The 22,137-nt window shown below is 58.8% G+C and carries 20 protein-coding genes; 11 read left to right on the forward strand and 9 right to left on the reverse strand.

All coding sequences use genetic code 11. From position 1 onward, the window contains the following. Positions 1-298: 298 nt before the first annotated feature. Complete coding sequence (uvrC, locus tag XX99_RS11125) at positions 299-2,206, forward strand: excinuclease ABC subunit UvrC (RefSeq protein ID WP_050059484.1); 1,908 nt, start codon at positions 299-301, stop codon at positions 2,204-2,206. A gap of 25 nt (positions 2,207-2,231) precedes the next feature. On the opposite strand, the gene XX99_RS11130 is transcribed toward uvrC, so the two are convergent. After that, complete coding sequence (locus XX99_RS11130) at positions 2,232-2,657, reverse strand: type II toxin-antitoxin system VapC family toxin (protein WP_050059485.1); 426 nt, start codon at positions 2,655-2,657, stop codon at positions 2,232-2,234. Beyond that, positions 2,654-3,112, reverse strand: coding sequence for a hypothetical protein (locus XX99_RS11135; RefSeq protein ID WP_156185943.1), 459 nt, complete (start codon positions 3,110-3,112; stop codon positions 2,654-2,656). Before XX99_RS11135 ends, XX99_RS11130 begins: the two co-directional genes overlap by 4 nt. Before the next feature lie 105 nt (positions 3,113-3,217). On the opposite strand from XX99_RS11135, the gene XX99_RS11140 reads away from it, so the two are divergent. Both XX99_RS11140 and XX99_RS11145 read left to right on the forward strand, forming a co-directional pair. Continuing rightward, entirely contained in the window at positions 3,218-4,816 is a 1,599-nt protein-coding gene (locus XX99_RS11140; protein WP_050059487.1) for a glycosyltransferase family 39 protein, read from the forward strand. A 42-nt stretch (positions 4,817-4,858) separates the two neighbouring features. Beyond that, positions 4,859-6,256, forward strand: coding sequence for an APC family permease (locus tag XX99_RS11145; protein WP_221302449.1), 1,398 nt, complete (start codon positions 4,859-4,861; stop codon positions 6,254-6,256). Here the strand turns inward: XX99_RS11145 and XX99_RS11150 are convergent. After that, complete coding sequence (locus XX99_RS11150; RefSeq protein ID WP_050059488.1) at positions 6,238-7,122, reverse strand: ornithine cyclodeaminase family protein; 885 nt, start codon at positions 7,120-7,122, stop codon at positions 6,238-6,240. The two genes, XX99_RS11145 and XX99_RS11150, sit on opposite strands and share 19 nt — an antisense overlap. Before the next feature lie 545 nt (positions 7,123-7,667). Here XX99_RS11150 and XX99_RS11155 point away from each other — a divergent pair. Further along, positions 7,668-10,202 carry an EAL domain-containing protein gene (locus tag XX99_RS11155; RefSeq protein ID WP_050059489.1) on the forward strand — a complete coding sequence of 845 codons (2,535 nt, stop codon included), beginning with the start codon at positions 7,668-7,670 and terminating at the stop codon, positions 10,200-10,202. 164 nt (positions 10,203-10,366) lie between these two features. Beyond that, the gene (locus tag XX99_RS11160; protein ID WP_050059490.1) at positions 10,367-10,546 is read left to right on the forward strand and encodes an Rcat domain-containing protein; all 180 of its coding nucleotides are present in this window, start codon (positions 10,367-10,369) and stop codon (positions 10,544-10,546) included. Between the two features lie 163 nt (positions 10,547-10,709). Here XX99_RS11160 and XX99_RS11165 read toward each other — a convergent pair whose 3' ends face one another. Beyond that, positions 10,710-11,501: a prolipoprotein diacylglyceryl transferase gene (locus XX99_RS11165; protein WP_050059491.1), complete on the reverse strand. Its 792-nt coding sequence runs from the start codon at positions 11,499-11,501 to the stop codon at positions 10,710-10,712. A gap of 130 nt (positions 11,502-11,631) precedes the next feature. Between XX99_RS11165 and hpt the strand changes: the two genes are divergently transcribed. The 4 genes from hpt to aroA all read left to right on the forward strand — a co-directional run bounded on the left by hpt (position 11,632) and on the right by aroA (position 16,393). Beyond that, positions 11,632-12,186, forward strand: coding sequence for a hypoxanthine phosphoribosyltransferase (gene hpt, locus XX99_RS11170; protein WP_156185944.1), 555 nt, complete (start codon positions 11,632-11,634; stop codon positions 12,184-12,186). Between the two features lie 25 nt (positions 12,187-12,211). Continuing rightward, positions 12,212-12,982, forward strand: coding sequence for a deoxyribose-phosphate aldolase (deoC, locus tag XX99_RS11175; protein ID WP_082125488.1), 771 nt, complete (start codon positions 12,212-12,214; stop codon positions 12,980-12,982). Positions 12,983-13,156: 174 nt separating this feature from the next. After that, positions 13,157-14,968: a SpoIIE family protein phosphatase gene (locus tag XX99_RS11180; RefSeq protein ID WP_231581281.1), complete on the forward strand. Its 1,812-nt coding sequence runs from the start codon at positions 13,157-13,159 to the stop codon at positions 14,966-14,968. A 120-nt stretch (positions 14,969-15,088) separates the two neighbouring features. Next, positions 15,089-16,393: a 3-phosphoshikimate 1-carboxyvinyltransferase gene (gene aroA, locus XX99_RS11185; RefSeq protein WP_050059492.1), complete on the forward strand. Its 1,305-nt coding sequence runs from the start codon at positions 15,089-15,091 to the stop codon at positions 16,391-16,393. 7 nt (positions 16,394-16,400) lie between these two features. Here the strand turns inward: aroA and XX99_RS11190 are convergent, their stop codons facing one another. From XX99_RS11190 to XX99_RS11210, 5 genes are all read right to left on the reverse strand, one after another. Further along, positions 16,401-16,823: a PIN domain-containing protein gene (locus XX99_RS11190; RefSeq protein ID WP_050059493.1), complete on the reverse strand. Its 423-nt coding sequence runs from the start codon at positions 16,821-16,823 to the stop codon at positions 16,401-16,403. Beyond that, positions 16,813-17,031, reverse strand: a complete 219-nt coding sequence (locus XX99_RS11195) for a hypothetical protein (protein WP_050060084.1) — start codon at positions 17,029-17,031, stop codon at positions 16,813-16,815. The genes XX99_RS11190 and XX99_RS11195 overlap by 11 nt, the downstream gene beginning before the upstream one ends. Positions 17,032-17,116: 85 nt before the next feature. Next, positions 17,117-17,701, reverse strand: a complete 585-nt coding sequence (gene lepB / locus XX99_RS11200; protein WP_050059494.1) for a signal peptidase I — start codon at positions 17,699-17,701, stop codon at positions 17,117-17,119. An 88-nt stretch (positions 17,702-17,789) separates the two neighbouring features. Continuing rightward, entirely contained in the window at positions 17,790-18,677 is an 888-nt protein-coding gene (locus XX99_RS11205; protein WP_050059495.1) for a hypothetical protein, read from the reverse strand. Between the two features lie 179 nt (positions 18,678-18,856). Further along, positions 18,857-19,804 (reverse strand): serine hydrolase, encoded by a 948-nt coding sequence (locus tag XX99_RS11210; protein WP_050060085.1) that lies wholly within the window; start codon positions 19,802-19,804, stop codon positions 18,857-18,859. A gap of 34 nt (positions 19,805-19,838) precedes the next feature. On the opposite strand from XX99_RS11210, the gene XX99_RS11215 reads away from it, so the two are divergent. Continuing rightward, the gene (locus XX99_RS11215) at positions 19,839-20,960 is read left to right on the forward strand and encodes a serine hydrolase domain-containing protein (protein WP_050059496.1); all 1,122 of its coding nucleotides are present in this window, start codon (positions 19,839-19,841) and stop codon (positions 20,958-20,960) included. A 112-nt stretch (positions 20,961-21,072) separates the two neighbouring features. Next, positions 21,073-22,047 carry an N-acetylmuramic acid 6-phosphate etherase gene (gene murQ / locus XX99_RS11220; RefSeq protein ID WP_050060086.1) on the forward strand — a complete coding sequence of 325 codons (975 nt, stop codon included), beginning with the start codon at positions 21,073-21,075 and terminating at the stop codon, positions 22,045-22,047. Positions 22,048-22,137: the final 90 nt, after the last annotated feature.

Consider the following 22,137-nt stretch of genomic DNA (forward strand, 5'->3'; position numbering starts at 1 on the left):
CGCGGTTCAAAGCCGCGCGAGTTTTTTGTTCAAGTCCTTGGATGCTGCTAAATCCAGCCTGACACATGTCAAATCGAGATTGGACACGCGTCGACTGACGTTATTCGTCTTTCGAGATGCAAGACGCTTGCCAAAGGGGAATGACAGGTGCAACCAGTATGTTTTCAGAGGGTTAACTTTCAAACCGAAACTCATTCCTCACCTTCAGATATCTACTTTGCCGGTATCTTTTACGCACTTCGGGGCAAATTGAGCGGAGAACGGGTTTGTTCCCGGCCACTAAAATGAAAATAGATCTATGGACCTCCACGAAAAGATTCGAACTCTGCCCACGAGGCCCGGGGTCTATCTCTACAAAAACGCCGAAGATGAAGTCATCTACGTCGGCAAGGCGAAAAACCTGCGCGCACGGGTTCGCTCCTATCTTCTGGAAGCTTCGCAGGCCAATGCCAAAACCGGTTCGCTCATGCGCGAGGCGGTCGATGTCGATTACATCATGGTCGACAACGAGCATGAGGCGCTGGCGCTAGAAAACAATCTCATCAAGCAGCGCAAGCCTCGCTTCAACATCCTGCTGCGCGACGACAAGACCTATCCTTATGTGAAGCTCACGCTTGGAGACCGCTATCCCAAGGTCTTCGTCACGCGGCGACTACGCAAGGATGGTGGCGCGTACTACGGCCCGTATTTTCCGGGCAATCTTGCCTATCGCATTGCGGAGCTGATTCATCGCAGCTTTCTGCTGCCCAGCTGCAAGGTGGATCTGCGGCGCTACTATCCTCGACCCTGCCTGCAGTACTACATCAAACGCTGCCTGGGGCCGTGCGTTGAAGGATTGACCACGCCGGAGGCCTATCGTGAGGCGGTGCGCGACGCACAGATGTTTCTCGAAGGCCGCGGCGCCGACCTCGAAAGCTCGCTGCAGCAGCGGATGGAAGAGGCTGCGCTCGCCGAGCAATTCGAGCTGGCGGCCAAGTATCGCGACCTGCTGGTGACCATCAGCCAGCTGCAGGAAAAGCAGCGCATCGCCTCGGCCGACGACGACGATGCCGATGTCTTCGGTTATCACTACGAGAACAGCATGCTGGCGGTGAACCTCTTCCACATGCGCGGCGGCAAGATCGTCGACCGCCGCGAGTTCTTCTGGGAAGAGCTGCAGGAGCTGGTTCTGCAAGAGGCCGATCCGGAAGATGAGTCTGGTGCAGCACCTGCTTCGACGGCGGCGCCATTTGAAGCTGGGGCATTCTTCGCCGCGCTGCTCAAGCAGCTTTATATCGATCAACAATATGTTCCGCGCATGGTCTATCTGCCAGTGGAGTTTGCCGATCGGCCCGCGTTGGCAGCGCTGCTAGCCGAGCGCAGCGGGCATCGTGTGGAAATTGCCGTGCCCGTTCGCGGGGATCGCCGCTCGCTGGTCGATCTAGCCGGCACGAATGCGAAGCAGAGCTACGATCAGCGCTTCCGCGTGATGAAGCCGACGCAAAAGGCAATCCAGGAATCGCTGCAGGACATCCTGATGCTTCCGGAGCTGCCGAAACGCATCGAGTGCTTCGACATCTCGCATATTCAAGGCGCGGAAACGGTCGCGTCGATGGTGGTGTGGGAAGACGGCGATATGAAGAAGTCCGACTACCGCAAGTTCCAGATCAAAACCGTCGAAGGTGTCGATGACTTCGCCTCCATGCGCGAGGTGGTGACGCGACGTTATCGCCGGGTGATCGAAGAGCAGCGCACCATGCCCAGCCTGATCCTCATCGACGGCGGACTGGGCCAGCTCCACTCTGCCGCACAGGCCCTGGAAGAGCTGGGACTGACGACACAGCCGCTGGCCTCGATCGCCAAGAGAGAAGAGATCATCTACCTCTACGGGCAGGAAGACGAGCCCATCGTGCTGGAGCGGCGCTCTCCTGTGCTGCACCTTATCCAGCGCGTTCGCGACGAGTCGCATCGGTTCGCCATCAGCTACCATCGCAAGCGCCGCGAGATGCGCGACCGCGATTCCGAGCTGCTCAACATTCCCGGAGTAGGCGCGCGCACGCGGACGAGGCTGATCGAACACTTCGGCAGCCTGCGCAGCGTGCGACAGGCGGACCTGGTCGCTCTCACCTCGGTGGTGCCGCAGAAAACGGCGGAGGCTATCTATGCGCATTTTCATGTGGAAGAGGTGGCCGCGGAGCCGTTTCCTATCTTGACTACTGAGCACTAAGACGAATCAACATCCCGGCATGCACTTAGAGCACAGGGTTGTAAAAGTCCGCAATGAACTGCACCCCGGATACATAGAGTTTCTGCAATTGCTTGTCGCCGGTAAGGAACAAATCAATCCCCGCAGAAGCTGCACAAGCCAAATGGATAGCATCCCCTGCCTTGAGCTTCTCGACGGAACGCAGCTTGCTGAACGGCTGCACGGAGCCGTCATCGAAGGGCAAAAAGGTGAACCCCATTTCATCCAGCGTTTCTCGGATGACAGAGGCAGTAGGAGTGTTCGCCGTTTTTCCCACGCCCGCCATCAGTTCCCCCAGACCGAGATAACTTGAATAAAGAGAGTCGCCACGTTCATACGACTGCTTGAGGAGCTGTTGCACTCGCGGGAAATGCTGCGGATGACCCTCCAGAAGATAAATGAAGAGCATCGTGTCCCAATAGATGCGACTCATTCACTATCCTCATCGTGTCCACGAACCCACCGCATGAACGCCTCGGCCCCGCCATAAGCAGCGATCTCATCCTTCAGGAGGCCACGCAGCTTGTTGGTCAATCGATGAGCGCGAGCTGCCGGGTCTTCAGGCAGGTGAGTCTTGGATTCTATGGATTGTGGCTTTCTCGCCTGTCCCTCGGACCCGACTCGGTAGTGAACCACGACGGTTGGGCTGGTCTTCGACTGTGGACCGTCAATGCCGGTGATCTCCAAGTCATTCTCGCGCTGAAACCCACGAGTCTTGATCGCATTGCACACCAGCGGCACGTAGTTGCCGGGGAATCTGATTTCGTCGAGGTCTCTCAGTAGATCTTTCACCGCAATCGATAACTCGCTCTTACCGGCCTCTTTTGCAGGCTGCACGTATTTTCTTAAGGCCATTGCTCGCACTTTTTCACTCAGAGAAACATCCATGGCCTTATCCTCTCAGATACTCTAGCAAGAATGTATCTGTGAATAAAGAATATTCTTTCTTTTCCGTGCCGAAACTTTCCTATTTATTAGACGTATGCTCCACACATGGCCACCACGACCATCGCAGCCTCTGTTTTTCCACAGCCTGCCAATCTACGCGCCATCGTCCAGTTGAGCTTCGCCTTCGCTGCGCTCAAGATCGCCATCCACATCGTGACCAACATCATGGCGCAGCATGCCGGGTATGGCATCTTTCGCGACGAGATGTACTACCTCATGTGCGGACGCCATCTGGCCTTTGGTTATGTCGACCAGCCTCCGCTGGCGGCGATTCAGGCGCGCATCACCGACGTTCTCTTCGGCTATCAGCACATGTGGTCGCTGCGGCTGATTCCCGCCATGGCAGGCGGCGCGAAGGTTTTTCTCACCGGCATGTTGGTGTGGGCGCTGGGCGGCGGACGCCGTGCCGCGGCTCTGGCCATGCTGGGGGTCATCGTCGTCGGAGTTTATCTCGGCATTGACAGCTTCCTCTCCATGAACTGCCTCGACCCGGTCTTCTGGATGACCTGCGTTTTGGCGCTGATCCGCATCGTGCAGGCCGAGTCGCAGCAATCCGTTCGTAACTGGTGGATCGTGCTCGGCGTGAGCGCCGGGCTGGCCATGGAGAACAAGGATTCGGTGGTCTTCTTCCTGGTGTGCGCGCTGGTTGCCGTGCTGCTCACGCCGCAACGGCGCATCCTGGCCAGCCGCTGGTTCGCCGTAGCGGTGCTGATCATGGTCGCGGTGGCGTTGCCGAATCTTCTCTGGCAGATTCACTATCATTTCCCCACGCTGGAGTGGCTGCGCGACGTGGCCAAGAGCGATAAGGATGTGAAGCTGCCGCCGCTGGCATTCCTGAAGGCGCAGCTCTTCATGCTCCAGCCACTGACTGTGATTCTGTGGCTTCCCGGGCTTTTGTGGCTGCTCTTTGCAAAAACTGCAAAACCCTATCGTTTTCTCGGCATCCTTTATCTTCTGTTTTTGCCGCTGATGATGGCTTTGCATGCGAAGGACTACTATCTTGCGCCGATTTATCCGGTGTACTTCGCAGGCGGGGCAGTTGCGCGGTTCTCATGGGCTAAGAATGTTCGCTGGCGGAATGCCGTCAGCGGTGTATACGGCCTGTTGTTGATTTGCTCTTTGATCGTCTTCCTGCCGCTTTCCGTTCCCGTGCTGCCGCTGCAGAAGTTTCTCGCCTATGAACACAGGCTCGGCTTCAAGCCGGAGGACTCCGAGACTCACGACCCCACGATCCTGCCGCAGTTTTACGCCGACCGCTTTGGATGGACCGATATGGTTGCGCAGGTAAATACCATCTACCACTCGCTGCCGCCATCGGAGCAGGCGGTCACCGGCATCTTCACGGGCAATTACGGTCAAGCCAGCGCGATCAATATTCTCGGCGAGCATGACGGCCTGCCCACGGCTATCAGCGGCCACCAGAACTATTGGATATGGGGTCCGCGCGGCTATAGCGGGCAGGAGATGATCATTGTCAACGAGGAGTCGCTTGCGGATATGAACCAGTATTATGCATCGTGCAAAGTCGCGGCGATGCGCACCAATCCGCTGGCCATGCCCTGGGAGCGCGGGCCCATCTATCTTTGCTATAGCAGGAAAACCGCGTATACGGCAGACTGGAAAGACCTCAAGTACTATCACTGATCGTTTCAGCTTGGGGATTCTCCTCGTCGGAGCCGTTTCGTATTGGATATCGAACGACCGCAGACCTCGCCGGATCAGTCCGCTTCTCAGACGCACGAACTGCCGCGGGTGCTGCGTACCTCACATGCCACGGCGATTGTCGTCGGCACGCTGATCGGCAGCGGGATCTTCCTCGTTCCTCACGAAATGATGCAGGCTACGGGATCTTCCGGACTGGTTTATCTCGCCTGGATCGTCGGCGGCCTGCTCTCGCTCTTCGGAGCGATGACGTACGCGGAACTCAGCAGCATGCTGCCTTACACCGGCGGCGAGTATGTGTATCTGCGCGGAGCCTACGGCGACCTTACCGCCTTCCTCTACATGTGGACGTGGTTCGCGGTGGCCAAGCCGGCGTCGATCGCCAGCGTTACCACCGGGCTGGCGCGCACGCTGGCCATCTTTCCGGCTTTCGCGTGGCTTGAGGCCATCGCGTTCCGGATTCCCTTCTCGATCACCTGGGCGCAGCTCTTCGCCATTGCCGCGACCTGGCTTATCACCGGGTTGAACTACCTGGGCATCAAGAAAGCGGGAGACTTTCAGCTGGTCTTCACCTGGTTGAAGGGCATCCTGATTCTGGTGATCGCCGGATTCTGCTTCGCCTCGGCTTCCGGACATTGGAACAACTTCGGAACCTCTTTCGTTGGGGCACATGGGGGCTTCGGCGGCTTCATGATCGCGCTCATCGCTGCACTGTGGGCCTATGACGGATGGAATGACCTGACCATGGTTTCGGGCGAGGTGCAGCAGCCGGAGAAGAGCCTGCCTATCGCCCTGATCGCCGGGCTCGGCATCGTCGGCGTGCTCTACATGGCGACGAATGCGGCGATCCAATACATCCTGCCTGCCGCCGCGATTGCTGCCTCCCCGCGGCCTGCGGTATCGGCTCTCTCGGTGGTCACTGGACCCTGGGGAGCGGCTTTGGTTTCGGGCGTCATGGCGCTGAGCATCTTCGTGACGCTGAACGGCACCATCATGTCCGGCGCTCGCGTGCCGTTCGCCGCCGCGAAAGACGGCCTCTTCTTCAAACGCATGGCCGATATCAGTCCGCGCTTTCAAAGCCCGTCGACTTCGCTTGTGGTGCAGGCTCTTCTGACCACAGGATTGCTGCTTGCAGTGGGGCGCTTCCAGCAGCTCTTCGAGTTGGCCATCTTTGCAGAATGGCTGTTCTACATGATCACTGCGACAACGATCTTCCATTACCGTCGCAGCCTTCCCCAGGCAACGACCTATCGGGTGTGGGGCTACCCTGTGGTTCCGATTCTTTTCGTTGTCGCGGCGGCGGTGCTCCTCTATTACTCCTACGCGGAGAACCTCAAGAATTCGCTACTGGGAACGGCAGTGATCTTACTGGGAGTTCCGCTGTACTATGCGTTGCGGCCGCGTCAGGCGACCGCTTCGTAGATAAGGCGAGCAGCAGCGAGGTCTTCCGCCGCAATGCCCAGCGATTTATAGACGACTCGCCCCGTGTCCGGACGGGCGATCTCTCCAGCGAGTATCTGGCCCAGCTCCGCGTAGATGGGCGCATTGGAGCTCAGGATGTCGCCAGACTCCTTCAACGCGGCCTCGCGGGACTCGACGATCACGTGTGCGTCCATGGCCCGATTGTCCAGCTCACGCTTGTGGGGGCCTATTGCGCCAACGGCAGCTACAAAAGCATGCGGGGCGAGGTGCTTTCCGCGAATCAACGGTTCGGATACGTTCGACACTCCGATGACTACATCCGCTCCGCGAACCGCATCTTCTAATTCCATTGCTCGGCCGCCGCACTCTGCGGCAAAGGCCTGCGCATGCTGTGGGGTTCGGCTCCAGATACGGACTTCGGGGAAGCTGCCGATGAGGCGCAGCGCCTGCAGATGCGCACGCGCCTGGACTCCCGAGCCTAGGATGGCGAGAGTGCGCGCATTGGGACTGGCGAACAATCGAGTAGCAATTGCCGAGACCGCTGCGGTGCGCATTTCGGTGATGAGCCGGCCATCGAGAGTGGCCAATGGTTCCCCGGTAGTTGCGCGAAAAAGCTGGATAACTGCCTGATGAGTTGGGAGTTGGGTATTCCCTTCATAAACAGTTACAAGTTTGATTCCCATTAAGTCGCCGTCGACTGCGGGCATGAGTCCGAAGAGCCCGTGATGCGCGGGTACGGGAACAATGGTGCGAACCGGTTGATTGATCTCCCGGCCCGAATAGCGGATAAGTGCCGATTCTAGCGCCGGAATCAGAGCCTCGTAAGAGAGATGGCGGCGAACAGTTTCTTCGTTGAGCAGGAGCATAGGCTATGAGCCGATGATATCGAAAGGCGCTCGAATACGAGTAAGAACGGGGCTTTCCAACCCAGGGAGGGCAGGAGTACTGTCTCCGCGAGGAAAGAATTTTGAAAATAACTCCCCAAAAGTTGTAGCGTGACCATGGTTCTGCCGATAAAGATCCTGAATCAATCGATGAAGCAGCAACTGTTGTAACGAACTAAACCGTATTAGTAACTTTACGTAACGGTAGCTGGCTCCAAGCAGAAGAAATAAAAAGGCTTAATAGAGCGATCTAGAATATTGAGGAGGGTGGGGCCGGCTGGAACGGAGAAATCTTACCTTCATACTGCACACAACTTGTTGTTTTGTATTGACATACGCCTTACCGAAATACCATTCTTTCCATAGCCGTACAAATAGTTAGAGTTTCAAACCATTTCTCCTGTATCAGTTGCAAGTTAACGAACACAGGTTTTAAGGGTAGTCCGCAGAAGTCGAACTTAGTTCGACTCGCAAAACAGACGGACGATCCTTTTCAAGTTTTACGTTTCTGCCTCGGGATGACGCCAATGAAGCTTTGCGGATCTTTTCGTCTTAACCTTGTCGCTCTCTCAGTTCTGCTTGGGATAGTCGCTTCCTACACCGCCTTCGGATTCAGCGACGTGTTGCTAATTTCAACGGGTCGACGCCGTGCGCTATGGCTTGCCGGCGGCGCATCTTCCATGGGTTTCGGAATCTGGGCGATGCATTACCTGGGAATGCTGGCCTTCGACATTCCAGTGCCCGCCAACTATTCCGCCGCGCTGGCTGCGCTTTCTCTGCTGGCTGCAATCTTCGCCTCGGGCGCCGCGCTGCTGAGTGTTATTGAGCAGCCGGGCAGCATTCGTCACATTCTCGGCGGAGCGGTTCTGATGGGCATCGGCCTCTCGGTCATGCACTATGCCGGAATGGCCGCGATGCAGATGGGAGCGATTTCGTCCTACGATCTGCGCGTTGAAGCTCTCTCTCTGGCCTTCGCGATCGCCTTTTCCGCTATCGCCATCAAGATCGCCATCGACATCCGCAAATTGAGCGACAACCGTGTCCTGGTGCGCGCCATGGCGGCCAGCATCATGGGCCTGGGAATCGCAACCGTTCACTATAGCGGAATGTTCGCGGCGCATCTCACCGGCTCGCACGCGCCGCTCGATTTCCACTGGGGCGCAGGAATCTCTTCCCTTAGCGATCTGGGAGTGGCCGCAGCCGCGGCTCTGGTTCTCGCCGCCGCTCTCATCTCTACCTCGATCGACCGCTACCTGACGCACGAAGAATCGCTCAAGGCCGGGATATTAGGAGAGCTGCAGGAAGCCAACGCGATGCGGGCGGCCATTGTTGATAGCGCGTTACTGGCCATCATTGCCACCGACCGCAACGGCATCATTCAATCGGTGAATCGCGCTGCTGAGCGGATGCTGGGTTACTCCGCCTCCGAATTGGTCGCCAAGACCTCGCTCACCGAACTCCATGATCCCGCTGAGATCGAGGAACAGGCGATCCGGCTCAGCGTTCAGCTGAAATACGGTATTCCTGCCGACCTCGAAGCCATCACCACACCCGGCGGCAACGACAAGATCGATGAGCGCGAGTGGACCTATATCCGGAAAGACGGCACGCGCATTCCGGTCCGGCTCTCGGTAAGCCCGTTGCAGGACGAGAGCGCAGGGGATCTGGGATTTCTGGTCATCGCCCAAGACATCACGGCACAGAAGGAAGCTGAGCATTCGGTTCGCCACCTGGCGCTGCACGATCCTCTCACCGGCCTGCCGAATCGCGCTTTGCTGGAAGAGCAGATTGTGCGTTCCCTGGCGCTGGCCGGACGCCACAAGCTGCAGGTCGCTCTCGCGGTCATCGACCTGGACCGCTTCAAGCACATCAACGACACCCTAGGACGCCATGCGGGCGACCAGATCCTGATAACCCTGGCCAGACGCCTCAGCGAGGCCGTTCGGGCGTCCGATATGGTTGTCCGGCTGGGCGGCGATGAGTTTGTCATCCTGATGCCCGGCATCGATCACCCGCGCCAGTCGAACGAGGTGATGCAGCGGGTGCTGCAGGGTCTCTCCGAAGCCGTGGTTTATGAAGGCCAGGAGCTCTACGTCACGCCCAGCATCGGCATCAGCGCCTTTCCCTACGACGGCCACGACCTGAACACGCTGCTGCGCAAAGCCGACCGTGCCATGTACAAGGCAAAGTCCCGCGGACGCAACAGCATCGCCGTCTTTTCGAACGAGCTCGAGAAGGAAGCCACAAGCCTTCTGGCCATGGACAGCGCATTGCGTCGGGCCATTAAGCGGAATGAGTTTTTCCTGGTTTACCAGCCTATTTTCAACGTCTCGACCGGCCGGATTTCCGGATTGGAAGCCCTGATCCGCTGGCAGCAGGCAGACGGCAGCGTTCTTCTGCCGGCAGGATTCGTTCCCCTCGCCGAAGAAACGGGACTGATTCTGAAGATCGGCGAATGGGCCTTGCGCACGGCGTGCTCCCAGGTTGGTCTCTTTTCGCGGGCCGCGGGCATACCGCTGCGTATGGCCGTGAACATCTCCCCGGTTCAGTTCCGTGAGGCCACTCTCATCGATGCGATACGGGAGGCGGTCGATTCCAACGACATGGCGCCTCATCAGCTGGAGCTCGAAGTTACGGAAGGCGTGCTGCTCGACAGCAGCGACGAGGCCGAAGAGACCATCACGCAGATTCGCAAAATGGGCATCCAGGTTGCTATGGACGACTTCGGAACCGGCTACTCCAGTCTCGGCTATCTCAAGCGCTTTCCCATCGACCGGCTCAAGATCGATCGCTCCTTCGTCACGGGAATGGAAAGCACGCAGAATGACCTGGCGCTGACGGAGGCGGTCATCAAGATGGGACACAGCGTCAACGCCAAAGTGACGGCGGAAGGCGTCGAGACCGCGCTGCAGTTGAAGTATCTGTCGAAACAGGGCTGCGACGACGCGCAGGGATTCTATCTCGCCAAGCCGATGCGGGCCGAGCAACTGGTGGAGTATCTGCTGACCGGCTCGCGGCGCACGGCCTACCCGCTGGCCATGCCCGCGCCGGTCGCACTTTGATGTAAACTATGGGCTGCGAGTCCGAAGTTCTTCTCGATCGTCCCCGGTCCAACCTTCCTGCAATCAGGATGTAATCAAGGGTGAAAGATCTCGAAGCGCGGCCGCCGTGCGCCTCCGAGTGGGAGAGCCCGTTAAGACCGTATCGATGAGGAGATTAGCCTTTCATGGCCAAGATTGCCAAGACCGCAGACCGCAAAAAAGTGATGGACACGTCGAAGAGCACCGACTGTCCCAAGTGCAGCAAGCCGACCCGGATCGTGAAGCGGGTCAAGGATCGTGAGCGCGGCACGCCGGGCGGAGTTTACATCTCCTGCTCCGCTTGCGATTTCCACGAAAAGCTTTAAGACTAGCCGTCCAGGCGTTCTCGGGACTAGCCGTCCAGGCGTTCGCGCCCTTGGCGCAAAACCCAGGAAAGCTTCGAACTTGCCTCTACATGAGAAGGCTCGGTTTTTCCGAGCCTTTTTTCTGTTTGGTGGAATGACCCGGCGTTGATCCGTCCTTTCAGGATTAGGACGATACGGTCGTGATCGGGGACGTGCTCCGCAGATCGCGGGAAACCGCGCGACGGCGTGCCCAGACGATCAGTCCGGCGCCGACAATTACCGATCCGACGCTGGCCACCTGCGCGTTGCTCATGCCCCAATAGAGCTTGGGATTGATGCGGATGAACTCCACGAGAAATCGCGCCAGGCCGGTGAGGATGAGGTATTCGCCGGTGAGCTGACCGAGCGGCTTGGGGCGTTCTGGAGCGCCGCGACGCCAGAGCACCCAGCCAATCAGCAGGGCCGCGATCAACTCGTAAATCGGCGTGGGGTGGACGCGCGCACTGGTGGGAACGAGGCCGTTGGGAAAGCTCATGCCCCAAGGCAGCGTGGTCGGAATACCGTAGTCGCCATCGCCGGAGGTCAGGCAGCCTAGCCGGCCGACTCCATATCCGACGGCTGCGCAAGAAGTCGCCAGGTCGAGAATTCTCAGCCCGCCGATGCCATAGCTGCGTCCTTGCCACAGCAGGGCCAGGATTCCCGCTACCAGTCCGCCGAACCAGGCAAAACCGGCCCGGTCGAAGATCGCCGCCACCGGCGAGTGGATCAGCGCCTGGGGATCTTCGAAAACATGCCAGAATTTGGCTCCGATTACGCCGGCAACCGTTGCAATTGCAACGATGCCGATGGCATCTGCGTCAATCTTCCAGCGGCGGAAATTGCGATGCAAGACAAAACAGGCTGAAACCGCTGCCAGCCAGAGCATAATGCCGAAGGTCCCGATGGAAAATCGGCCGATGTGAATAAAGGGATACATGAAGGTTCTACTTTTTCGAGTATATCGCCCACAGGTTGCTTTGGAGCTATCCTAAGGATTGTGGCGAAATGGGGTGTAACCCCGAAAGGCCGCAACGAGCAGCGCGAACACGAAAGACGATCGGAACGACGTGAGCCCTTCGAATATTCATAAAGACTTTCCTATTCTTTTTAGCGAGCAGCAGATTGCGGAGCGGACGGCCGAGATCGGCCGCCAGATCGATGCCGACTACGCCGGCAAGAGCGTGGTACTGGTAGGCGTGCTCAAGGGAGCAGCCATTTTCCTGGCCGATCTGGCCCGGTCCATCACCGTTGATTGCACTTTCGACTTCGTCGCGGTTTCGAGCTACGGCAAAGGCCAGAAAACCAGCGGGGCCGTGAAGTTGATCAAGGATCTGGATCTGCCCATCGAAGGAAAGAACATCATCGTCGTCGAAGATATTCTCGATACCGGCCTGACGCTGTGCTTCCTGCGCAACCTGTTCGAGCAGCATCGGCCGCGGAGCCTGCGTGTGGCTGCCCTTCTGGACAAGCCCTCACGCCGGCTGGAAAAAATCGAAGCCGATTATGTCGGCTTCAAGATTCCGAATCACTTTGTTGTCGGATACGGTATGGATTATGCGGAGCGCTTTCGCAATGTCCGTGACATCCGGCTTATGCCCCCCGATTATCCCGAGATGCACTGAGGCAGCCACCAAGGAGTTTTTCACCATGAGCAGTACAACCGTGGACACCCACACTACGGACATTTCTACGCACGAGAGCGGCTCCGCTCATCACTTCGACGCGGCGGATTTCGCCCGGCACGCACTGGCGACCCCTCAGGCCCTGGCATCGGTCATCGACCATACTTTGCTCAAGCCTGAGGCGACACGAGCCCAGGTGCTCCAGCTCGCGCAAGAGGCTGCGGAATACAAATTCGCATGCGCCATGGTGAACCCCGTCTGGGTCGCGACAGCCTACGCGGCGTTGGTTGGAACCGGCGTTCCGGTGGGAGTGGTGATTGGATTTCCCCTGGGCGCGAATCTAAGCACGACCAAGCGCGAAGAAGCAGCCGCCATGGTGAGGCTCGGAGCCCATGAGCTGGATATGGTGCTCAACATCGGGCTGCTCAAGTCCGGTGAGAACGCGCGGGTCGAGAAGGACATTCGCGGAGTGGTGGAGATCGCACACGATGCCGGAGCGCTCGTCAAAGTCATCCTTGAAACCTGCCTGCTTTCGACCGAAGAGAAGCTGCGCGCTTCGGAAATCGCCTGCGCTGCCGGGGTCGATTTCCTCAAAACCAGCACCGGCTTCTCCGTCAGCGGAGCAACCCCGGCGGATGTGGCGTTGCTGCGCGGCGTAGCGGGAAACCGCTGCGGCGTAAAAGCCTCGGGAGGTATCCGCACCCTCGCGGATGCCCGCTCCATGCTCGAAGCCGGGGCTAATCGCATCGGGGCCAGCGCCAGTGCGGCCATCGTGCAAGCCCTTCACAGCAATTGATCCAGCGCGCTTGATCCCACGCATTTTGATGGGCTGATTTCGCATGCCGGCAGGCGGTGCGATTTTCCAGCCCGGCGCGCTATGATGGCTCGTCTGGAAGACGAACCCGTTTAGTCCTCTGGAAATACGGAAGGGACTTTTCGCGTTATAACTACGCAGGCAAACAGGACACGAGTGACCGACGAACCGACACAAACCGCTGCAGGCCAAGAGGTCTTCGAGGGCGATTACCGTCCCACCACCGCTGCGTCGGGACCTACCCAGGTTCGCATCGAGCCCCTGTCTACGGAGTTTCTCATCCGGCTGGCCGATGCGCTCAACACCACGCTCGATCTGCAGACCCTGCTCAAACGCACCGCCGACCTGGTCCGGGCGGTGATCGATTACCGCATCTTCGCCATTCTGCTCCTCAACGACCGCACCAGCGATCTGCGCATGCGCTTTCAGATCGGCCACACGCTGGAAATCGAGAGGATGCGCATCAAGCTGGGTCACGGCGTGGTGGGGCAAGTCGCCCAGCAGCGGCAGGCGATCCTCATTCCCGATGTAGCCCAGGCTGAGAACTACATCAACGCGAATCCCAGCGTCCGATCGGAGCTGGCGGTGCCGCTGATCGTCAAAAACCGGCTCATTGGCGTGATCGACATTCAATCGGAACAGCCCAATTATTTTTCTCCCGAGCATCTTCGCCTGCTTCAGCTCACAGCCTCGCGCGTCGGCCAGGCCATCGAGAATGCGCGCCTGTACACCCGGGTCGCCCGCCAGGCGCAGACGCTTGAAGTGCTGAACGAGATCAGCCGCGAGCTTACCTCGATTCTCGATGTCGATGCGCTCTTGGAACGCGTCGGCCAACTGCTGCGCCGGATTATCGACTTCCAGATGTTTTCGGTGTGGCTGTTAAACGAGAGCGATCAGGTGCTGGAGAACCGTTTCGCCGTGCGTTTCGGAGAGCGCTTTTATCCGACCGAGACAATTCCCATTGATCGCGGGCTGGTGGGTGCGGCCATGTCCGAGCGCCGCGTGGTGCACGTGGCCGACGTCCGGAAGGATCCGCGCTACCGCATGGTCAATCCCGAAGCCCGTTCGGAGATGGCCGTGCCGCTGGTTTACAAGGGAAAGGTCATCGGTGTGCTAGACATCGAACACACCCGCACCAATTACTTCAACGAGGATCACGAGCGGGCCATGAGCACGCTAGCGGCGCAGATCGCCATCTCGATCGAAAATGCGCAGCTTTACCAGCGTGTGGCGCACCAGGAGCAGCGGCTGGAGCGAGACCTGGCCATGGCGCGCGAGGTACAGCTGCGGCTACTACCTCCCACGAAGCCGCAGCACAAGCAGGCCGAGTTCTCGGCCCGCTTCATTCCGGCGCGCACCATTGGCGGCGACCTTTACGACTTCATCTCCTACGACGCCAATCGCAGTGCCATTGCGCTGGGCGACGTCAGCGGCAAGGCTGCGCCGGCCGCTCTCTATGCCGCCCTGGTCAGCGGCATCATGCGTTCCGCTGCCAACCAGCTGCTTTCGCCTTCGGCGCTGCTGGCCACGCTCAACGACGCTTTGCAGGAACGAAAGCTGGATTCGCAATACGTCTGCATGCTTTACGGCCTGTGGAACGACGACAACCGCACTCTGCAGATCGCCAATGCCGGTGCTGTCCAGCCGCTGGTCTGCCGCGGCGGCGAAGTAGAGACGGTGCATGCCGAAGGTTTCCCGCTGGGCATGTTCCCCAACGTCACCTATGAAGAATTTTCGCTGGCCACCCAGCCTGGCGACTCGATTATCTTCTTCAGCGACGGCATCGTGGACGCACAGAATGCCGAGGGCGACATGTTCGGCGACGACCGGCTGAAGGCCATAGTGAAGAAATTCAACCAGAAAAGCGCGTCCAAGATCGCGGACGCCATCCTGGCCGAGGTTTCGAAGTTCCAAGGTGGCAAGGAACGCTTCGACGACGAAACCGTGGTTGTGCTGAAGGTCCTCTAAACCGGATGCACGCGAACCGCTGGCTGCTCTGGGCCGAGCGGCTGCTCCTGCTTTAGGATAAAGAGGAAGATCGTCATTAAAAGAGATCATCCTAAAGAGAAGATCCTCCTGGAGTGAGCATTGACCTCGACTGAAGTCCGGACTGAACGTGTGATTGCGCCGGCGCGCAATATTCTTGGCAGCCTTCGTCTGCCCGGCGACAAGAGCATCTCGCATCGCTATGCACTGCTGGGCGGATTGGCCGCCGGCAAGACCCGCCTCACCAATTTCTCCACCGGCGCCGATTGCGCGAGCAGCCTGGGATGCGTGGAAGCCCTGGGTGCGAAGATCACGCGGAGCGGCGAGGCCATCGAGATCGAGGGTGTGGGCGGAATCTTTCAGCCATCCGCGCAGCCTTTGGACTGCGGCAACTCCGGCTCGACCATGCGCATGCTGGCCGGCCTGCTGGGCCCGCAAAACGGGAGCTTCACGCTCATCGGCGATGCCTCGCTCAGCCGCCGCCCCATGGAGCGCGTGCGCAAGCCGCTGATGCAGATGGGCGCGGATATCCAGCTCACCGACGGCCATGCACCCATGGTCATTCGCGGAGGCAAACTTCAAGCCATCGACTACACGACACCGGTGCCGAGCGCGCAGGTGAAGAGCGCGGTGCTCTTCGCCGGCCTGCAGGCGGCGGGCAAGACCACGGTACGCGAAGCTGTTCGCACGCGCGACCATAGCGAACTGGCGCTGCGCGCCTTTGGCGCCAATGTAGAGCGTAATCTCGAGTCCGTCTCCATCGAAGGAGGGCAGCAGCTGCAGGGCATTGAAGCGGCGGTGCCCGGCGACATGTCCTCGGCGGCGTTCTTCCTTTGCGCGGCTGCGCTTTTCCCCGAGTCCAACCTGGTCTTCGAAGGATTGGGCCTGAATCCGACGCGCGCGACTTTGCTCGACGTACTGACCGCTCTGGGAGCGCACATCGGCGTACTCAATCTTGAAGACAAGCATGGCGAGCTGGTGGGCACGGTGCAGGTGAACGCGCCGGCCGGCGGGCTTACCGGGACCACCATCTCGGGAGCGCTGGCCGCGCAGCTCATCGACGAGCTGCCGGTGATCGCCGCCATCGCACCTTACACGCAGAACGGCATCCGCATCCGCGATGCGAAGGAGCTGCGCGTCAAGGAGTCCGATCGCATCGCCCTGGTGGCACGCAACCTGCGCGCCATGGGAGCCGAGGTGGAAGAGTTCGAGGACGGCCTGGATGTTCCCGGCAAGCAGACACTGCACGCTGCGGAGATCGATGCCGGGGGAGATCATCGCATCGCGATGGCCTTCTCGGTTGCAGCTCTGCGCGCGACTGGCGAGACGGTGATTCAAGGCGCGGAATCGGCTGCGATTTCTTTCCCGGAGTTCTTCGACTTGTTGGATCGGGTGACGGAGCGGTAGGCAGCGGTTAAAGGAAGGGATTTTTTACCTGCAGACGGCCAAAATACTGGCCGTGCTGCAGGTCCTCGCTGTAGAGAATCGCGGATTCTGCGCGTATGGCTGCTGCAACAATGAGCGAGTCGTACCATGACAAACGATGACTCCCCTGCACATGCAACGCTTCACCAAAGAATGCTTCGGACGAATGCAGAAAAAGGAGCGGGCGCAAGATGATGCGCAGATACTGCTCGGCGTCAGGGATGGTCATGGGAGTTTTTGCTTTGCGCAAAGCAAAGTTGAAGAACTCCTGCACTACCTGATAACTGATGATTCCCCTGCCGCTAGTCACTCCTTCACTGATGAGTTCTAACGCGCGATGAGCTTTCTTGGGGGCTGTCCCATCAAGCGAATAAATGAAGATATTCGTATCGAGGAAAAACCTACCGCTCATTCAGTTCATCCCGGGAAAAATGGCGCCCGGCTTCTACGTATTTGAGCCGCTTCATCAAGGCGCCGATTTCTTTGGCACTGGAAGGCGTAGACGTAAATTGCACAAGCCACTCACGAAAAGCTTCATTGAGCGTCGTCCGCTGGGATCGGGCCTTGGCCCGGGCCTGCTCGATAAGGTGCTCGTCGGCACTGAAAGTGATGTTCTTCACGACGGGTCCAGTGTACACGAGAATCGTGCACACTAATCCAGGCAAATCGAGATTACGCTTATGTCGCCGTCTGAACTTGATCGAATCAGTGGATGAGGCCCATGTTGTCGGCTGGCCAGTAGATGAAGGCCGCTTTGCCGTAAATCAGCTGGCGGTCGACCGGGCCGAAGTCGCGGCTGTCGCTGGAAATCGACCGGTGGTCGCCCATGACGAAGTAATCGCCCTGGGGGATCACGATCTCCGGCATGGAACGGCTGTCCCGGTAGCGCTTCGGAACGTACCCTTCATCCACTCGCCCGCCGTTGACGTAGACCCGGCCTTCCTCGATGCGCAGGGCGTCTCCGGGCAGCGCGATGACGCGCTTGATATAACTCTTCTCCGGATCGCGCGGATAGTGAAAGACGACCACATCGCCACGCGAGATGTTCTCGAAGTGGTAGGCAAACTTGTTGATGAAGAGGCGGTCCTGGTCGCGCAGTTCCGGCTGCATGCTGGTGCCTTCCACGCGAACCGGCTGGTAGAGAAAAGTGATGATCATGAATGACGCCGCGACCGACACCAGGATGTCGCGCATCCACAGGCGAAGGTTTCCTCGCGCAGGGCTTTGCGGTGCAGGACCGGGTTGTTCGAGGAGGGGCGGCTGGCCCGCTTCCTGATTCTGGTCTGTCATTCTGAACCTGACTCTTGTGGATCTAAACGCGCCAACTCTATTTTAATTCCACTTGAGCCTACCTTCCAACCGGGCCCCCCGCGGCTGGTCAGTTTACGGGCGGCTGAGGCTTGGGTAAGGGCTTCGGCTGGTTGGGCGACGGGACAAACTGGACCCCAGTGGGCGTCGGAGGAACGTAGACGTCCTTCTGGTCCAGTATCAGCGGTCTCTGTAAAGCCATCTCCAGGGGTTGCCCGACCTGCAGGACCACATCCTTACCCCGGGTCATGAGCGTGTAGATCACGCCGCCGCCAAGTCCCGCAGCAGCGCCGATGCCAACACCGGCCCCCACATTGCCGGAGGTCAGGGTGGCCAACCCGCCGAAGGCCGCACCGGTGGTGGTTGCGGTGCCGACGTTGCGGGCGTCCTGAATGTTTCCTCCCGGCTGCACGATGGTGTTTTCCTTACCCTTGACGGTTGGCCCATTGGCGCCGGGCACGGCATTCACGCTGCCCGGAATGCCAACTACGGAACCATTGGGCAGGATGAGGGTGGTGAAGTGCATGGTGATTTGGGCCCGTCCCTTCACACGGCCCGGACGCACTACGCTGTCGACGACGCCCTGGACATCCATCCCCGCTGGGATCACCACGCGGTCTCTCACGACCACCGGAAAGGTCGAGGTGAGGTAAACCGGATCGCCAGGCTGCGCGGTCTTGGTATCGACGGCAGACTTCAGAGCCAGAAGGATCTTGCTTCCCGCGGGAATGACAACGGCTTTTTCATCGACAGCCGGAGCGTCGGGCTGCGCAGGGACTGCACTCGCTGGCGAGGCGCTAGCTGGAGCTGCGCTGCCAGATATTGGAGCTGCGCTGGTCTGTGTCGGAGCTGCGCTGTTTGGGGCTGCGGGCGGCTCGGCCGCTGGAGTTGCCGCCGTCTGTGCCGGAAGCGAACAGGTGAGAGAGGTCAATGCCGTTGCTAAAACCCAAAACTTCATAAAGAGAATTCGCCTCATCTTTTCTATATCCTTCAGCGGTCCCCTACGCAAGGAAAGATCGCTGTACTCTGGTTCGACTTTCTTACTATCGGCTGCCAACTGTGAGCAGCTTCTGATTACTTTCCGCCCGGAAGTTCAAGTTCCGCCCGTCTTAGTTCGACTTGCTCAGTTGGCCTAGCTCAGTTGGCCCAGGCACTCACAATTTCCTTGGCCATCTTCGCCATCAAGACTTCGCCTTCGTTATCCGGGGTCCAGCTGTGATCCTGGTTCTGGTAGGTGAACTCGGAAATCAGAATCGGACCATTCCTGGTGATTACCACGCCGACGTCGTTACGCACTGCGTCGAGCGCCCCGGTTTTGTTGGCTATTTCCGAATCTTTCTCCGAACTATCCTGCGCCTCCAGATAGCGCGGGATGCTGTTGCGATAGAACTGACTTTTCAGCATGTGCATGGCTACGTCGCAGAGCGGCTGATCGGCCCGCGGTGCGGGTGACTTCGGATTGGGCGCCGTTGCCCCGGCGCTGGGTGGATCGAGATCGCAGGTAACCAACCTCTTCATCACGGTCGCCATCTCGTACGCGGTCGTCTTGCCCAAACCGAAGGTCTTTTGATCCGCAGGCATGGGACCTGAAGATGGCAGATATATCTTCTTGTACAACCAAGTGTCCTTCAAACCCAATGCCACTATCTGGTCATCGATACTTTTCAACCCCAGGTGGTCGATGGCGAGGTTGGTCGCCGTGTTGTCGCTGAGGATGATCATCAGCGTAAGCGCGTCTTTGAAGGTTAGCTGCTGAGGAGTATCGAAGAAAGCCAGCACTCCCGATCCCGCTACCTGGTCACCGTGGGTCAGAGTTAGCTTGTCGTCAAAATGAACTTTACCGTCGCGAACCTGTTCGAGAGCTTCGTAGAGCACAGTGAGCTTGATGACCGAAGCGGTCTGGACCGGCGTGTCCGCATTCAATGCGACGGTTTTCCCGGTAACCAGATCCTCGGCATAGAGTGCGACTTTGCCGTGGTGGCCTGCAGCCAAAACGCTTAGCTTCGCCTGCAGCGCCTGATCCGCCTCAGAAGAAGCCGCCCCGGCGCTGAGTAAGGACATCCCCAGGACACACGCAATTCTCATCCATCTTGCCATGTCGGCTAATATAGAGCCTCCGATGCCGATTCCACCCGTTTCCATTCCCGATACTGCCTCCGATGGACACGAGCGCTTCCGCGCTGTGCGCGAGGTGCTGCTCGGCGGCGTCGCTGAACGCGCCTTCCCTGGCGCATCGTATGGAGTGCTGCTGGGAGATTCGATCGTCGCGCTGGATGCGGTTGGCGCTTTCACCTATGACAACGACGCGGCGGCAGTTACCCCTGCGACGGTTTACGACCTGGCCAGCCTCACCAAGGTTCTCTCGACCACGGCGATTGCCATGCTGCTTTACGATCGCGGCATCCTGGGTCTGGATGCGCGTTTAGGCGATATTCTTCCCGGCTTTGTGGTCGGGGGCGGCGACGGTAAACGCAGAATCGGTGTGACGCTGCGCATGCTGCTGGCTCACTCCTCCGGCTTGCCCGGCTACGGGCAGCTCTTCGCATCGCATTCCACGCCTGCCGGAGTCTTGCGGGGAGCGCTGGCGATGCCGCTCGAAGCGGCACCAGGCACGCGGACTGAATACTCCGACATCAGCTTCATTCTTCTTGGCAAGGCGCTCGAAGTTCTGTGCGGAGACAACTTATCACGGGTGTTCATGCGGGAAGTAGCGAAACCGCTGGGCCTGGAGAGCACCTGTTACTGCCCGCCTTCCGATTGGAAGACCAGCATTCCGCCTACCGAACACGACTACCTCTATCGCAATCGTGTGATCCAAGGCGAGGTGCAGGATGAAAATTGTTATGAGCTGGGCGGTGTGTCCGGGCATGCCGGACTTTTCTCGAATGCTCTCGACGTGCTTAAGTTTGCTGCGTGCATTCTAGCCGGCGGACGCACACACGATGGCCGTCAGCTCTTTCAGCCCGGCACGGTGGCGCTCTTCGCGACGTGCCAATCTGAGCCTGCGGGAACAACCCGCGCTTTAGGTTGGGATACACCGAGCGAGACATCTTCCTCCGGTAAGTTCTTCAGCTCTCGATCCATCGGACACCTTGGATACGCGGGCACATCGCTGTGGATTGATCCCGTCCGCCAGCTTGCTGCAGTGCTGCTCACGAATCGCACGTGGCCGGACCGTTCGAATAAATCGATTCAGCAGATTCGTCCCGCTTTTCACGATGCCCTCGCTCCTTGCATCTAAGTAACCTGTAGCCTCAGATGTTAACTATCTGCACGGTTTAGCGATTTCAGGTGTCAGAGACGTCTAAGAGAGATAGAATGAGGCAGCACACGTTTGGATGCCGAAGGCGACAATGGTCACCATGATTGAACCGCAAGCTGGCTTAAAAAGTCCTAATGGTTCGCCAGCCAACTCCCATACCCACCTCCACGATCTCCTCACCGAGAGCCCCAATGACGCATCCCAGGGATTCGATACCAAGTCGGCCTTGGAAATTGCGCGCATCATCAACCATGAAGATTCCAAAGTAGCGGCAGCTGTAAAGAAAGCTCTTCCCGAAATCGCGCTGGTCATCGACTCCGTGGCTCGCAGTCTTCGCGAGGGCGGAAGACTGATCTATATCGGCGCTGGTTCCAGCGGACGTATCGCTTCGCTCGACGCCTGCGAATGCCCGCCGTACTTTTCGACTACGCCACAGACCGTCCAGTACATTATGGCGGGGGGACCGAAAGCATTGGCCTCGCCAGTCGAAGTGAATGAAGACTCCGAAGAGCTGGGCCAGCGTGACATTGCCCGCCGGCGTCCCACGCGCAAAGACATGGTCATCGGGCTCTCTTCGAGTGGCCGCACTCCTTACGTCGTCGCTGCTGTAGCCTATGCACGGGCGCGGGGCGCAAAGACTGCTTGCATCACCTGCAATTCGAATACACCACTGGCGTCGGCCGCGGACATCGCCATCGTCGCCGAGGTTGGTCCTGAAGTGATCTCCGGCTCTACGCGCATGAAGGCTGCAACCGCGCAGAAGATGATCACCAACATGATCACCACCGGCGCTATGACGCGGCTCGGCTACGTGTACGAAAATCTGATGGTCAACGTGCACATGCAGAACTCCAAGCTGGTGGAGCGTGGCATCGGTATTCTCATCCGCGCCTGCGGCATTGATCGCGAGCGCGCAGTCGACGTTATCAAGTCGGCAGGCCGCAGCGTGCCGGTAGCCCTGGTGATGTTGAAGGCCAACGTGGACAAGCCCGAGGCGGTCCGCCGTCTTACGAAATCGGGCGGAAATGTTCGGTTAGCGATTGAAGATACGGTGATGGATTTCTAAGCGCTTCGTCTATTCCTCAGACACACAGAACCCGCCGTTTTCCAGGCGGGTTTTCTTTTCCTCGTATTTTCGCTTCAGGTTATTTTTGCT

Source organism: Silvibacterium bohemicum (assembly GCF_001006305.1).
In the GTDB taxonomy this organism is placed as follows: domain Bacteria; phylum Acidobacteriota; class Terriglobia; order Terriglobales; family Acidobacteriaceae; genus Silvibacterium; species Silvibacterium bohemicum.

What these genes read in the sequence shown, in the direction of transcription:
- uvrC (WP_050059484.1), top strand. Translation starts at nt 299, where the DNA reads ATGGACCTCCACGAAAAGATTCGAACTCTGCCCACGAGGCCCGGGGTC.
- XX99_RS11130 (WP_050059485.1), bottom strand. Translation starts at nt 2,657, where the DNA reads ATGAGTCGCATCTATTGGGACACGATGCTCTTCATTTATCTTCTGGAG.
- XX99_RS11135 (WP_156185943.1), bottom strand. Translation starts at nt 3,112, where the DNA reads ATGGATGTTTCTCTGAGTGAAAAAGTGCGAGCAATGGCCTTAAGAAAA.
- XX99_RS11140 (WP_050059487.1), top strand. Translation starts at nt 3,218, where the DNA reads ATGGCCACCACGACCATCGCAGCCTCTGTTTTTCCACAGCCTGCCAAT.
- XX99_RS11150 (WP_050059488.1), bottom strand. Translation starts at nt 7,122, where the DNA reads ATGCTCCTGCTCAACGAAGAAACTGTTCGCCGCCATCTCTCTTACGAG.
- XX99_RS11155 (WP_050059489.1), top strand. Translation starts at nt 7,668, where the DNA reads ATGAAGCTTTGCGGATCTTTTCGTCTTAACCTTGTCGCTCTCTCAGTT.
- XX99_RS11160 (WP_050059490.1), top strand. Translation starts at nt 10,367, where the DNA reads ATGGCCAAGATTGCCAAGACCGCAGACCGCAAAAAAGTGATGGACACG.
- XX99_RS11165 (WP_050059491.1), bottom strand. Translation starts at nt 11,501, where the DNA reads ATGTATCCCTTTATTCACATCGGCCGATTTTCCATCGGGACCTTCGGC.
- deoC (WP_082125488.1), top strand. Translation starts at nt 12,212, where the DNA reads ATGAGCAGTACAACCGTGGACACCCACACTACGGACATTTCTACGCAC.
- XX99_RS11190 (WP_050059493.1), bottom strand. Translation starts at nt 16,823, where the DNA reads ATGAGCGGTAGGTTTTTCCTCGATACGAATATCTTCATTTATTCGCTT.
- lepB (WP_050059494.1), bottom strand. Translation starts at nt 17,701, where the DNA reads ATGACAGACCAGAATCAGGAAGCGGGCCAGCCGCCCCTCCTCGAACAA.
- XX99_RS11205 (WP_050059495.1), bottom strand. Translation starts at nt 18,677, where the DNA reads ATGAAGTTTTGGGTTTTAGCAACGGCATTGACCTCTCTCACCTGTTCG.
- XX99_RS11210 (WP_050060085.1), bottom strand. Translation starts at nt 19,804, where the DNA reads ATGAGAATTGCGTGTGTCCTGGGGATGTCCTTACTCAGCGCCGGGGCG.
- XX99_RS11215 (WP_050059496.1), top strand. Translation starts at nt 19,839, where the DNA reads ATGCCGATTCCACCCGTTTCCATTCCCGATACTGCCTCCGATGGACAC.
- murQ (WP_050060086.1), top strand. Translation starts at nt 21,073, where the DNA reads ATGGTCACCATGATTGAACCGCAAGCTGGCTTAAAAAGTCCTAATGGT.